This window comes from Martelella limonii (assembly GCF_013344475.1).
Classification (GTDB): domain Bacteria; phylum Pseudomonadota; class Alphaproteobacteria; order Rhizobiales; family Rhizobiaceae; genus Martelella; species Martelella limonii.
The window spans coordinates 163,997-179,719 of record NZ_JABUOU010000010.1 but is presented as its reverse complement, the minus strand read 5'-3'; the positions used below and the strand labels follow the sequence as shown (position 1 = coordinate 179,719).

Below are 15,723 nucleotides of genomic sequence, written 5' to 3'. Positions count from 1 at the left end.
CTCAGAAGCGGATGTTGAGGCGGGCGGAGACGTTCTGGCTTTCATTGCCGCCGCCGAACTGGCCGGTATAGTTGAGGCCGACCGAGACCTTGTCGGTGAACTGGGTCTCGAAGCCGACCGACACGATCCCCTGGTTCTTGGCAAGCGGCGCGCCGGTGATGCCGAACACGTCGCCGCCGTCGAACGCCACCTGTTCGGCAGGGTTCAGATCGCCGAAGCCCGCCCGCCAGCCGGCCGCAGCCGTCAGCCGGCTCTGGTATTCGCCAAGCCTGAACTCCCAGGCGCTGCGCACGCCCACCGTCGTGAACCACGTATCCATCTCGCTTTCCGGATGGAACAGCGCCGCAACGCCCCCCGCCTCGGTGAAGCTTCCCGATTGCTGATGGATGTAGGACGCATCCACATAGGGCTCGATCTGGAAGCTGTCGGTGATCGCGAAGGTGTAGCCGAGATCGCCATAGACCTGGAACGTGCCGGCATCATAGGTCCCGCGCTCGCGTTCCGACAGCGTCGAGAAGTCGATCTCGCGGTCCGCCGTCACATCGTGCCAGGTATAGGCCATGCCGAAATCGGACCCGAACCCGCCCCACTGGCCGCCGCCGTAGAAGCCGAGCGTGAAATCATCGCTCCGGCCCGTGACATTGCGGGCATCGACCTCGTAGCTGGACTGGCCGTAGCCGACGACCGCGCCGAAGCGCATCGTGTCGAAGGCCGCAAAATCGGCGCCGAGATAGAAGCCGCCGGCAGAATCCGTGATCGTCGCGCTGCCGCCCTCGCCCTTGATGCGCGACCAGGAGCCATAGCCCGTCGCCCAGACCCCGATGCCGCTGTTTTCCTCGACGAAGGCGCCGAAGGGTGTCAGCACCGGGGTTTCGGCGGCATAATTGCTGACCGCGGAAATCGTCTCCCCGCCCGCGATACCGCCGAGCGTGCCGCGCACATGCCGGCCCGTCGCATCGCGCAGATAATGGCTGTTCGCCACCATCGCCCCGCTCATCGACGCATAGGCATCGCCCGAGAGCGAGGAGAGAGCGTCATCGAGTTCATCACGACCGGCCGCCTGGACGGATTCGTAGAGCGGCGTTGCCGGCGGCAGCGTCTGCACCGCTTCCATCGTGCCGCAAGAGTTGACCGACAGCGCGAAATCACCGCAGCGCGCCTCCAGCAAGGTCGAAGCCACGAAGACCACAAGTTCATTGTTGTTTTTGACTATGCTGTCGTAAACAAGCGCGCCACCGCCTGCCGCGATGGACGGCGCCGCAGCTTCGTTGATCTGGCCATTCGTGCTTTTGATGATCGTTACGTTGTCTCCTTGCTGAACGCCGACCTGGTGCGCGAAGGTCACGATCACATTTTGCTGCAGCGTCACATCGCCGTCAGAAACAATCACGCTCGCCTGGCCCAAGGCGAAATCAGCCGTGACGCTGATGGTCGAGTCGCTGTCGGCCGTGAGCGTGTTGACGGGTGAGGCCGATGTCACGCTTGCGCCGTCACCGACGATGAACGTCGCGTTCTTTGCCAAGGTGACATCACCGAAAGTGCCGGTCCCGGTAACATAGGCGCCACCGCCAACCGTGATCTTTCCTCCAAGAGCCCCGGTCAGGGAGAGCGTACCCGCATTGATGGCTGTCTGGCCCGCAAAGCCGCTGCTGTCTCCGGTCAGGAACAATTTTGAAGCGCTCTTGTCCTTGCTGAACAGCCCGCCTCCGGAGATCTTGCCGGACAGCGTGTAATCGACATCGGACGCCCAGCTGAAATTCCCGGATGAACCGATATTGATGTTGCCTGCAGAGAAGATATTGCCGGCCTGGCCAACCTGCAGAACCCCGTCCGAAACATTCGTACCGCCCTGATAGGTGTTCTGCGCCGTCAGTATCACGGTACCGGTGTTGGTCTTGGTAAGCTGTCCGCTGCCGGCGACTGGCAGCGCGATCGTAGCTGTTGCGGTGCCCTCGACGTCGACATTGGCATTCGCGCCGGCGATCGTCAGGATGTCGCTATTGCCGTTATCTGTCAGGGTATAGCCATCGACCGTGAACACCAGGCCGGCGAAGCGGATCTGCTCGGTGCTCGGACCGCTGGCGGGCGAAGCCACATTCACGGTTGCTGCCGTGCCGGTGAAATAGCCGATCGCACCGTCCTGCCACGGGCCGTTATTGGCGCCGGTCTGGTCCGACCAGTCCTTGTTGTTGACATCCGCCGTCCAGGTGCCGGCACCGCCGAGCGAGGAGGGCGCTGTGCGCTGGAAGGGGTTCCAGTAGAGATCGGGGAGCCCGTCATCGACGTACAGATAAAGCCCCTTCATCAGATAGACGAGTTCGTAGTTCGGATTGGTGATCGAGGGATCAAGGGTCAGGTTGGGGTCGCCGGTAGGCACGGTCGGCATTTCGATGAGGAAATAGTCGCCATCGCGCAGCGCCGTATTGGGATCTCCGCCGCCCGCCACGGTGATGAGGACATCCGCGCCCTCGGGCGTGAAGGTGGAGACCTTGATCAGGGGCGTGGAATTCGGCGTCGTGTTGAGCTCGACGGAAAGCGTTCCCGCCGCTGCCAGCGTAAGATTTTCGAGCGTCAGCGGCGTCGGATTGCTGACGGTTCCGAAAAGCGTTCCGTTGACCGTTGTATCCCCGCCAAGCTTGCCCTGGCCCTGCAACGTGCCGTCGACCGTCGTGATCCCCTCGAAACGGATGCTGTCGCTGTTGAGCGTGACTGTGCCCTTGACGATATGGAAGTGGGGATAGTCACTGGCAGGCGCATTCGGATTGTTGGTCGCCAGCAAATCGCCGCCAAGGATCTGGTTTGCGGCATTGAAGACCGCCGTGCCCGCCGTATCCACGGCAAAGGTTGCTCCGGGCTCGATCGACACGCTGCCGGCCAGGCTCCCGATCGCACCCGTCGTGGCACTGTCGGTCAGCTCCAGGATTCCCTCCAGAACGCTGGCGCCGCCGGTGAAGGTGTTCATACCGGTGAGTTCCAGCGTTCCGGCGCCCGCCTTCAGCAGACCGGCGCTGCCGGTGAGCGGAAGATCGACCGTCGCGGTGACGCCGCTTGCAACGGTTGCCGTCGCGAAGGAGGAGTTGCTGGAGAGCGCAAGCGTGTCGACCCCCGGCGTGGTGACAATCAGTGTCGTATTCGCCTGGAAATCGAAGCCGCCAACTGTGATCGCTCCGCTCGAGACATCCACTTTCACGGTGCTGGATTGCCCGGAGAAGATTGGCGTAGCCCCCTGTGTCCAGCCACCGTTGTTGGCGCCGGTATCATCGGACCAGCTGAGGTCGGCGCCCAGCATCGACCACGTGCCGTTGCCGCCGAAGCTTGCCGGCGTCGTGGCCTGGCTCGGATTCCAGTAGGGCCGCGGCACGATCGTCGAATTGACATCGAGATAAACGAGGCGGCTGCTCGTTCTGACATCGATGCTGTAGCCCAGACCGGCCTGGATAATCGAGAACTGGTTGTTGTTCGCATTGGTCCAGCGCGAATACTCGATCAACAGGTAAGAGCCGTTGGCAAGCACGTCACCGCCAACAGGGCGAACATCGAGATAGATGACCGTCGTAGGATCCGTTGTGATCGTTGTGATGTCGAAAAGCGGGTGTGGGCGGGGAGCGTTGAGTTGGTCGGATTCCAGGTGAACAATCAATCTGGATTCGTTCTCCAAAGATGCAGTACCATTGACCGTCAGAGTTTTACCAAAAGCATTTTCAAGCGTGCCATAGGCCTTGACGGTGAGCGCCGTACCGGTGGCATTTTGGAGAACACCCTCGCCGGAAAGCGTGCCGTAGTTCGGATCCGTCAGGCTCGTGCCGCCGTAAACGGTCGTCTGACCGCCGAGATGCCCAGCGGCCAGATCAAGTGTGCCGCCGGTAATACTCGTGATACCCAAAAAGCCGTCCGCATCGCCGGAATAATGGGTAAAGCCGGCCTGCTGCAGGATCGTGCCCTGCCCTGTATTTGCGCTGCTGATCTGCGCACCGAGATTGAACAGGGTGAGATCCGTTGCCGTGTGATTGAAGACCAGGCTCGTCCCCGTGCTTTCAAACACGATCGAGGCAAGCTGCAGGAAGCCCGACTGGGCAGCCGCATTCGCGCTCAGCGCGCCGAAGGCAAGCGCTGCGGTGCCGGAACCACTCGTGGTCAGAACCGCTGCACCCGTCGTAGGCGTACCGATATTGCCGCGTCCGCTACCGGTCACAACCAGCGCGCTGGTGCCCGGGTTCAGCCCTGCCTTGTCGAGACCGATCTGCAGCTTGTCGCTCACCAGCGTGCCGGTCAGGTTGACGATCGCATCCTCGTAGACCCAGGCATCACCGTCGAAGCCGGTCGTATCGCCGGAGAAGGTGAGCGTGCCGGAACCGCGCATGTTGATATCGCCGACCTGGCTGGGACCCGAGACATTATTGGCAAAGGTGCTTGCCCCAACGGTTTCGATCGCGAGGATGAGCCCGACATTGTTGCCGAACACGATATCACCGGCAATGGAACCATTGAGCGCGCTCGCGGTGCTGCCGAGCTGGAGCGTGCCGGCCGAAATCAGCGTGTCATCATCATAGGTATTGTCTGCGACCAGGACCAGCGTTCCGTTGCCGGTCTTCTCCATGCCGTCCGCGCCTGTGAGCACGACGCCAATCTGGGCGGTGCCGGTATCAACCTCGATCACCGGCGTCGCGCCATTCTGGTCGAAGACGAGTTCCAGACTGTCGGCGGCTGCCGACGTGGTGTAGGTCAAAACGTAGCCGTCGACATCGAAGATCAGTCCCGTCACCTGAATGGGCGGAGAGCCTGATCCGTCGACACTGACCGTGCCGGCCTGCGCGGTGAAGATCGCGGTATTGGGAGAGGCCCAGTCGAAGGAGAGCGTCCCGTTCTGGTCGGTCCAGTTGGTCTGCTGTGCATTGACGATCCAGGTTCCTGTTCCGCCATTGACCTGGTTGTTCGGCTGCAGCACCGAGCCGTTCCAGTAAAGCGCAGTGTTGATAGGCGTCTGGTACAGCTCGATGAAATATTCGAAAAGCAGCGTTGAGGGGTTCTGCTGCGTGCCGGTCTCGAACCGCCCCGTATTCACGCCTGCAGCCGTCACCGTCACGTCGGCGCGGGCATAGTCCGTGGTAATGTTGTTCGGCGAGGTGAACAGGATGTATTTGTCGCCCGTGGACGAGGGTGCCGAGAGAACGTCGACTTCCAGTGCCCCTCCAAGCGTCAGCGTGGCGCCGACCGCGACCAGGTCATTATCCGGTCCGCCGGCCGGGTAGTTGGCAACGCTCATCTCGAAGATCGACTTCGATTCCGTCGAGAGTAACAGATCGCCAAGCACGGTAAGCGTGCCATAGGAAGGGTTTCCGGCAAGCGCCGCGGCGGATATGCCGTCACCGGGCGACAGAACCGCGAAATTGGTGCTGCCGGAACCGATGCCGACCTGGACCGTGCCCGTGGCCGAACTGATCGTACCGATACCCGAGAGCGTACCGCCGGCCTGAACGTCGAAGAGCCCGCCCAGCGTGCCATTCACGTTCAACGTTCCTCCGACGATGGTGGTCTTGCCGATAAACCCTGAACCGTTGCCGGTATAGGTCGTGAAGCCACTGCGGTGCGAAATCGCGGCCGTATCCTTCACCGAGGCCATGTCGATGCTCATGGTATAGGCATCGCTGGCGACCGCCTTGTGATTGAAGCTCAGAAGCGGCGTTCCACCGCCGAACAGAAGCTGGGTTCCGGAAAGCTGGCCGGGGTCGAGCGGGGTCGAGCCGACCGCGCCACCGATGCTGAGCGTCGACGTGGCGCCGCCGCTGCCATTGGCTTGGCCCATGACGATCTGGCCTTGCGGCGCATCGAGCAACCCGCCATCGTGAACCGTGACGGTGACCGTCGTGTTGTTGCCCTCGCCGATCAGGATATTGCCACCGCCCGTCCGGACGATACCGCTGTCGGCGATTTCCATCGAAACCGTGCTGGTGTCGGAAAGGCCGATCTGGATATCGCCGTTGTCGGCTCTCAGGATCGACTGGCTGCCGGTCACCAGGGCATCCGCCGCCGTGCCGGGCTCTGCGGCAAAGACGATATCAGTCTCGCCGGTGGCCGAGAACGTCGCCCCCGCCTCTACCTTCAGGGCTGCGGCATAGCTTCCGCCATTCCCATACCCGATGAAGGCTTCCTGGGTGACTTGCAACAGCGCACCGGAACCGCTGAGAAGCAGCGCTCCGCCATCCGACGTGGCCTGGTCGGCGGATTGTTCGGGACCGAGATGAAGCGAGGCGGCCGAAAGCGTCGGCGCCGTGGCATTCGTCTGGAGTGTCAGCGTGCCGGCCGCAATATAGAGATCACCCGCAAATGCCTGGCTGTTGCCCGTATAGCTGATGGTATAGCCGGCACGGTTCATCAGCACCTGGCCTTCGCCGGTGATGGTGTTGCCGAGCGCGTCGCCCGTGACATCATAAAGCCAGAAGATCGCAAGCTGACCAATCTGGACGTCGCCCTTGACCGATCCCGACAAGCCGCCGAGCAGCGCCGTGCCGAGCTGCAGCGTGCCGTCCTCGATCTCCGTCGACCCGCCATAGCTCATGTCGTGGGCGAACGAGACGGTGCCAGCGCCGTTCTTGCTGACGGATCCCATGCCGTTCAGCGCGGCCTCCGGCTTCAGATCGAGCGCGATCGTCGCCGTATCCCCGGCATTGATGACATTGACGTTGAGCGGATTGAAGGCGCTGCTGATGGTCAGCGCCGCGTTGAGCGACGTCGCCGATTGCAGGACATAGCCATCGACCCGGAATTCAAGCCCGCCAAGAAGGATCGGCGCGCCCGTATCATTGACCTGGACGGTACCCGCCTGGCCCATGAATACGGCATTGCGCTCGTCCGTCCATGGGTAGATGGCCGTGTTGGTCGCGTCGGTCCAATACTGGAAGGCCGGATTCGTCTCATCTGCGGCGTAGAAACTCTCGTCATACCACGTTCCGTTTCCGCCGACCGGCGCACCCGTGCCGATCGTGGTGCCGCCATTCCAGTAGAGGTCCTGACCGGCTGGCGCGTTGACGATATCGAGCGTCACATAACCGGCCTCGCCCACGCCGGAACAGGCGCCTGAGGCATCGTAGCAGATCTCATATTGATCGCTCGTCAGAACGGTTCCGTTGAACGTCACCGATGTTGCTCCGAACTGTCCCGAATAGCTGCCGTAGCCGATCAGGTAGTAAAGCCCGTAGCGATCGGAATCGATCACGACATTGAGTGAACCGGCGATCGACAGCGCGCTGTTGACCGTCACCACGTCATTGGCTGTCGGATCATTCTTCAGATTTCTCTGGGCAAGCTCGAGTTTGGTTGTGGCATTGGCGCCAAGGGTAAGATTGCCGAGGATCGTCAGCCCGCCATACTTGTATTGCGCCGGGTCGGAGGCATCGCCGGGCGACAGGATCGAGGCGGTCGTCAGGCCGATGGACACCGTCGTGTTGCCGGCCCCGATCGTCGCGCCATTGCCCGAAAGCGTGCCGCCGCTGACATTGACCGTGCCGCCGATACCGTAGTCCAGCAGATTGAGCGTGCCCTTGGAAACGGTGGTGGTCTTGGCGTAGGCGACATTGTTGCCGGTGAAATTGACGATGCCGGGACCGATGACGTTGAAGTTGCCGGTAAGACCGGTGATGTCATTGTCGAACTCGATGCCAGAAGCCGGGAGTGCGGGCGCGTAATAGTCAAGCGTGCCGCTTCCCGAAATCGGGCCCAGCACATCGCCCGCGCCATAGGTGCTGTCGCCGATCTGCAATGTCCCGCCGGAAATCGTGACACCGCCGGTAAAGCCGTTGATGGCGCTGAGGACCAGCGTGCCGGTGCCCGTCTTGTTGACGGCGACGCTGCCGGTCATGCCGGTATCGATCGTCGCCGTCGTCGCGCTGACATTGATCGTGGCCGTGCCGCTCACGCCCGTCAGCACAAAATCGGCGCCGTAGAGCCTGTAGCCGGCGGTGCGGAAATCGAGACCGGACGCCTGGATGCCGGAGACGAGCTGGACATTGCCCGCCGTGGTGCCGGCGAAGATTGCAAGACCCGTACCGTCATTGACCCAAGACGTGCGCGAAGCCCACGAACCGGTCGAATCCGTCCAGTTCATATTGCTGGTGTTCCAGGTGCCGTCGCCGCCGACAAGCCCCGAATTCTGGGAGATCTGGCCGTTCCAGTAGAGCCCCACCTGGCCGTTGGCGTCGGTAACGACGAGACGCACCTGGTTGGGCAGATATTCAACGGTCGAGCCATTCGGCTTGGAGAGCACGGTGAAAGTCGAGGATACGCTGGTGGCATTGATCAGCGGATAGACCCCCGACGTGCTGCCGTTTGCCAGCGACACCGTGAGATTGCCGCTTGCATTGAGCGCGCCCGTTACATCGATCAGATCCGCATTTGCGCCGCCGACCATCATGATCAGCCCGGAGCCCGACTGGAACACGAGATCGCCGCCGATCGAGAGCACGCCGGTGGGCGCGATCGTCGATCCGCTGTAGGCGGTCACGGTTCCGCCAAGCACGCCGTTGCCGGCAAGCGTGCCGCTCTGCAGCCTGAGCGCGCCGCCGAGACTGCCGGTGACGTTGAGGGTGCCGGTGCCGAGGAAATCGGTCGGACCGGCAAACGTGGCATTGACGGTATTCGCGATCAGCACATCGCTCGGGCCCTCGATGGCGAAACTGCCATTCAAACCGGTGATGTCGTTGTCGAAGGTGAGGTTGGCGGCGGCATAAAGCACCAGATCGCCGTAACCGGCGATCGGTCCGCCGACCGAGCCATTGCCGCGGACGGAATCGCCGAGCTGCAACGTGCCACCATTCATGGTGACGGTGCCGGTGATGAGGTTGGCCTCCGTCAGGACAAGCGTGCCGCCACCGGATTTGGTAAACCCGCTGCCCGTGAGCACGATGTCGAGGATGGCCTGATAGGCTGCGCCGCCCGCGCTGACATCGATCACCGCCGAGGTGCCGGTGAGCGAGATGCCGTTGCCGGTCAGGAGATAGCCGTCAACATTGAAATAGAGGCCGGAGGCCTGGATCTGGGTGCCTTCGACAGTGACGGTGCCGGCGAGCGTATCGAAGACCGCCGTTTTTCCGTCAACCCAGGGGCTGAGCTGAGAGCCTTCCTCATTGGTCCAGTTGCGCGTATCACTTGCGCTTGCATCCCGCCAGCTACCGTCCCCGCCCGCGCCGTAAGGGGTCGGCTGGTTGGCGCCGGTGAGACCGTTCCAGTAATAATCCTGATCCGCGATCGTGCCGTAGACGATCAGGACGATGGTGTTGGTATTGTTGTAGCCGACGAGGATCTCGTACTCGTCGGGCGTGAGCGTCCGCCCGCCCTCAACCACCATTTTTGAACCGAAATCGCCCGTATAGCTGCCGTAGTTCACCAGCAGATAGGGATTGTCCGGACCATATTGCGTGCCCGAGAAATCGACCCTGATCAGGCCGCCGAGCGCCAGCGCGCCGGTGACGTTCAGAAGGTCGGAATTGGTGTCGCCGATCTGCAGCCAGAGCGTCGATCCCTCTCCAATGGTCGCGGACGTGGTCAGCGTTAGATCGCCGCCGATCGTCAGCGTGCCGGTCGCGGTCTCGCCATTGCGATAGTCGCCGGGCTTGATGCTGCCCGCGCTGACGGCGGCGACGGTCACCATCGTGCCCGCGCTGCCGACCGTGCCCGTGCCTGCAAGCGTCATGCCGGCATCAACCGAAATGGTGCCGCCGAGCGCGCCCATGACGTTGAGGATCGGCGTGCCGCCGACATTGCTGGTCGTCCCCGCATAGGTGCCGTTTGCGCCGGTCACGCTGATCATGCTCGCCGCATCGCTGGCAAGCTCGAAATTGCCGGTCAGGCCGGTCATGTCGTTTGCAAACACCTGATCCGCAGTCGCATAGATCCTGAGCAGGCCGCTTCCGGTAATCGCGCCGGTGACGGACCCGTTGCCATAGCCATAGGCGCCGAGCTGCAGCGTGCCGCCGCTGATCGCGATCGTGCCGGAGACCGGGTTGGTCTGGGTCAGGATCAGCGTGCCTGTTCCGGTCTTGGTGAGACCGGTGGCGGTGACGACGATGTCGAGCGTGGCATCGCCGGAGGCGACGCTGACGGCCGGCGCCGCGCCGGAGAGCGTGATGGCATTGCCGGTCAGGATGTAGCCATCGACATTGAAGTTGAGGCCTGCGGCCGAAATGCTGGTGCCGTCAACGGTCACGTTGCCTGCAAGCGTGTCGAAATTGGCGGTCTTGCCATTGACCCACGCGCTGATCATCTGACCGGCCTTGTCGCTCCAGTTCTTGGTGCTGGTGGCGCTTGCATCCTTCCAGCTGCCATCGCCGCCCACGCCGTTTGCGACCGGCAGGTTGGCGCCGTCATCGCCGTTCCAGTAGAAATCCTGATCGGCGATCTGGCCGTAGACGATCAGCACCACCTGGTTGGTATTCTGGTAGTCGAGGATGATCTTGTATTCATCCGACGTCATCAGCGCATTGCCGTTCGCGACGTCGTAGACCTCCTCCTTGTCGAAATCCCCGGTATAGCTGTCGTAGCTGAACAGCACATAGGGATTGTAGGGGCCGAATTTGGTGCCTGAGAAGTCGACCCTCAGATAGCCGCCGAGACCCAGCGCGCCGCCGACCACCACGAGATCCGTGTTGGTGTCTGCAATCTGCAGGCGGGTGGATGCGCCGATCCCCGATGATGTCGGGTTGAGCGTCAGGCCGCCGCCGATGGTCAGCGTGCCGGTCGCGGTCTCGCCCAACCTGTAGTCGCCGGGCTTCAGGTAGCTCGTGCTCGTCGCGCCGATGACAACGGTCGTGTCGGCGCTTCCCACCGTGCCATTGCCCGCAAGCGTCATCCCGCCATCGATGGTGACGGTGCCGCCGAGATTGCCCGAGACGTTCAGGATCGGCGTGCCGCCGACATTGGTGGTGGCCCCCTGGTATCCGCCGTTCGTGCCGCTGATGGTGATGATGCTGGAACCGGAGCTTGCAAGGTGCAGATCGCCGGAGAAGCCGCTGAACGAATTGGCGAAGGCGTAATTGCTTGACGCATAGATGCCGAGCAGGCCGGAGCCGGAAATGGCGGCGGAGAAGCTGCCGGTGCCATAGCCCGCAGCGCCGAGCTGCAGTGTGCCGCCCTCGACCGTTACCGTGCCGGTGATCGCATTCGAGCGGGTCAGAACCACCGTGCCGGCGCCCGGCAGAGCCAGATTGGTGCTGGTGATCGCGACATCGAGCGTCGTCGTGCCGGTATCGGCATGGATCGCCGGCAGCGTGCCGGAAAGCGCGATCCCGTCGCCGGTCAAGAGATAGCCGCCGACATTGAAGACCAGGCTTGCTGCGGTAATGCCGCTGCCGGAGACCGTGACCGTGCCCGGATTGCGGTAAAAATTCGCGGTCTTGCCATTGCTCCAGCCGCTGATGTTGCTGCCGGTATCATCGGTCCAGTTGCGCGTGCCGGCGGAGCTGCTCCAGGTACCGTTGCCGCCCATGCCATAGGCGGTCGCCGCATTGCCGCCGGTGCCGCCGTTCCAGTAATATTCCTGTCCCGGCAGGGCACCGTAGACGATCAGAACGACAGAATTCGTGTTATTGTAATTGTAGTCGAGGTGGTATTCGCTGCTGCTAAGCGTCCGGCCGCCATCGTTCATGTCATAGACATAATCGTCCCAGAATTGAGCACCGCTACTACTTCCATACGTAATGAGCGTGTAGGGATCTCCGTAGTTCTCGCCGGAGAAGTAAATATAGAAAACACCTCCATAAAGATCGGCCGCACCTGCGATGTTGATTAAGTCTGAATCTGAATCGCCAACATCCATATACAATTCGGAATTATACGCAAACTGCATCCCCCCAGCGATCGTCATCGTTCCGGTAGGTTTAACAGTGGCAACGTTATAACTATCTCCATACATCGTTACAGAGCCACCGATGGTCGCTTCACCAGCGAGTAAACCGCTCTGTATATAGACATCCCCCCCGAGAGAACCGTTGAGCACCAACCCGCCCTGGAGGAAAGAAACCGTCGTCTTTCCAAAAAATCTCGCATTTGTATTATCATCTATCTCCAGTTCTACATAGTCGCCCACCGAAGAGTAGATGTTAAAATCACCCAATAGCCCTGTTATATCATTATCGAAATATCTATTCTCCGCTACATATACAACAAGGCTTCCATCCCCACTGATGGAGCCACTTACAAAAGCGTTACTTTCGCCTGTATTTCCGAGAAATAGATAACTACCATCCGTCAATGTTATATCACCGGATTCTGTATTATCTGCATAAAGAAAAAGGTAGCCACCGCCCGAAACTGTAAAACCATTTTCCGAAATGATGAAGCTTGCTATTTCTGCTTGTTCAATAAGAAAAAGATGGTCGCCGGGATCAACGTAAATGACGGGAGAAGAGCCGGTAAGCGTGATGGATCTGCCGACAATCTTATAGCCTCTGTTGCCTTCATCAAAGCTAAGCCCTGCAGCCGAAATACCCCAGTCGCCAACAGTTACCGTGCCACCTCCCGTCGCAAAATGCGCCGTTTTGCCATTCACCCAGGCGCTCAGCTTTTCGCCGGACTGTCCGGTCCAGTTGGTATAGGTCGTTTCCGTTTCGCTGGCCCATGTGCCACTTCCCCCGGCCCCATTCGGCTGCGGGGAATTTGAGCCGGTGCCGCCGTTCCAGTAGAAATCCTGATCCGTCAGCGCGCCGAGAAGGACCAGAACGACTTCGTTATTGCCATTGTAATTGGGGATGATCCTGTAGTCGCTCTGCGACAGCTGCGTGCCGTTCTGCCAGACCTGCTCGCTGCCGAAGCTGCCGGAATAGCTGCCATAGGTAAACAGCGTATAGGGCGTGTCGAAGTTCTGGCCGGAGAAATAGACGGCGAGCGTGCCGCCCAGGGTGAGCCACCCCTGAACGACCACGAGGTCTGACGGGCCGTCACCGATTTGCAAGGTCGTCAGCGCCCCGCCCGCAAGTGTCAGGTTGTTGCCGATCGTCAGCGTGCCGGTCGCATTCTCGCCGGCGGTATAATCGCCGGGCTTCAGGTTGCCGACGTTGCCGTTCTGGCCGATGGTAACATTGCCGCCGGCCGTGCCGGTGCCTGCCAATGTGGTATTGCCATTGATGAAGATCGAGCCGCCATGGCTACCCATGACATTCATTACCACCGTTCCGCCGGCATTGGTGGTGGTGCCATTATAGGAGCCGTTCGACCCCGTCAGCGTGATGATGCTGGTATCGGTGCTTCTCAGCTGGAAATCGCCCAGCAGGTTGTTGATATCGTTGCCGAACGAGATGTCGCCGAGCGCGTAGAGCTGCAGGGTTCCAGATCCATTGATCGCGCTCTGCACGGAGCCGTTCTGCCACGTTGCACCACCGCCGAGCTGAAGCATCCCCGCGCTGATCGTCAAGGTGCCGGTGATCTGATTGGCCTGCGACAGGGTCAGCGTACCGCTGCCGGTCTTCGTGAGGCCACTGCTCGTTATCGTTACATCGACGAGCGCGTCGTTACCGCCGACATCGATGGTTGGCGACGGACCCGAAAGGGTAATGCCGTTTCCGGTGATGACATACCCCGAGATCTCGAAGACCAGCCCCGCTGCCGAAATATCGCTGCCGCCGACTGTGACCGTGCCCGCGCTGGTGGCGAAATGCGCGGTCTTGCCGTTGACCCAGGCGCTTGTCTGGCTGCCGCTTTGATTGCTCCAGTTCTTGGTGCCAGTCGAACTTGCGGATTGCCATGTACCGTTTCCGCCCGCACCATTCGCCTGCGGCGCATTGCCGCCTGTACCGCCGTTCCAGTAGAAGTCCTGGTCGGAAAACCCTTTATAAACGTATAGAACGACACTATTTCCATTGTAATGGTAATCTATACTATACTCATTATCTCCGAGGTGACGGGAATTGTCATTTTCATCTAATATCTCAATATATGAATATTCACCGACTTCGCTGCCGCCATAAGTGAACAGGACATAGGGATTGTCGTTTCCATATCGGGTTCCAAAGAAATCGACAATCAGCGCACCGCTGATGGCGAGATTGCCATTCACCACGATCAGATCGCTATTGGCGCTACTGTCGCCAGTCTGCAAAAGTGTAATCGGAGCGAGGTCCTTCCCCGGAGCCGATTGCGGAGTTACCAGAGACAGATTGCCGGCGATCGTCAGCGTCCCGATCGCGGTATAGTCATTGCCGTAGCGATAGTCGCCAGGGGATATCAATCCGTTGGCACCCGGTTGATCCGGCCCGAAGATCGTAACAGTACGGCCAGGGCTACCCACAGTCCCTGTGCCGGACAGCGTGGCATAACTGTTGCTTTGGATGACGACATCGCCGCCAAGCTTTCCAACGACGTTGATCGTCGGCGCTGGACCGTATGAAGAGGTCGTGCCGCTGTAGCTGCTATTGTCGGCTGTAAGCGTCACGACAATGTGCGCCGCTATGCTTCCAATCTCGACATTGCCCGAGAAAGAATTGATATTATTGCCGAATTCAATGTTCGAGGACGCCAGGATGGAGAGCGTGCCGCCGCCGCTAACAGCCCCCCTGACGGTACCATTGGTGCTGTTGCTGCCAAGCTGCAGCGTGCCCTGCTGAATGTCCGTTCCGCCATTATACGTATTGCTGCCGGAGAGGATGAGCGTGCCGCTGCCGGTCTTGGTCAGCCGGGCCGACTGGGTATTGTCGCTTACGGAGAGGTTGAGCTCGGCGGTCTTTCCCGAATCCACATAGATGGTCGCACCACCGCCATTCATCTTCAGGTTGCCGCCGGTGAAGGTGTAGTTCCCGCCCGTGATCTCCATCCCGCCGAAGACGACATTGTTGGAGCCGCTGACGGTGACCGTGCCGGAACCACTGGAAAAATAGGCGGTCTGTCCGGCATTGGGCCAAACCCCACGGCTGCCGCCGGCCTCGATCGTCCAGTTGCTGGTGGTCGTGTCCCAACTGCCCGAACCGCCGGCGCCGCCCGCCGGAGGGGTGCCGGAACCTGGGCTCCAGTAGACGAAGTCGCCGGCGGGAGGCTCGGTTCGCACAATGACAGCGATCTTGTTGAGACCTTGATAATTATAATCTAACTCATACGCTGTCTTCGGAATCTCCGCGTAACCATCATATACAGCATATACTTTTACGTCAGAGAATTTCGATAGCAAACTTCCATAATATCTCACAAGAATTTGAGGGCTATTCTTAAGATATACATAAATATTTGCGGTTCCATTTAGCCTCAAATCACCGTTTACAGCAGCTAAACCGTCACCATTTCCACTTGGAGTCCAATAAGAAACGATTCCAGGTGCGATCGTTACAGACGTTGCTACTTCTGCGTTGTCAAAGCTGACAGTTCCTGACTGTACATCAACTGAGTTTTGGCCACCTGCGAGGATTAAATTCCCGCCCAAAACAACAATATCCGCACTATTTGTAGCGCGTGCATTTAGAGTCGCACCATTGTATATATTGAATTTACTACCATATGCGCCAGCTAATATAAAATAGAACCATGTATAACCAGAGTAGAAATCCGCTGTTATCGCATTCTTTGCAAATACTATTGATGGAAACTGATAGTTGTCAGATTCTACAGCGTTATGATTGAATATAAATTTGGAAGAACCATCCGATTGCAACGTAGGCAAATTGCTATACATTAATATTCCGGGTCCGTACTGTGGATTTCCGTAATTTGATGGATCACCAATAACAAATGATGAATTTCCATTCAAGGAAA

The 15,723-nt window shown here is 59.9% G+C and carries 1 protein-coding gene; it reads right to left on the bottom strand.

The window, feature by feature from the left end:
• Position 1: 1 nt before the first annotated feature.
• Positions 2 to 15,025 carry an autotransporter-associated beta strand repeat-containing protein gene (locus tag HPQ62_RS18285; protein ID WP_174804020.1) on the bottom strand — a complete coding sequence of 5,008 codons (15,024 nt, stop codon included), beginning with the start codon at positions 15,023 to 15,025 and terminating at the stop codon, positions 2 to 4.
• Positions 15,026 to 15,723: the final 698 nt, after the last annotated feature.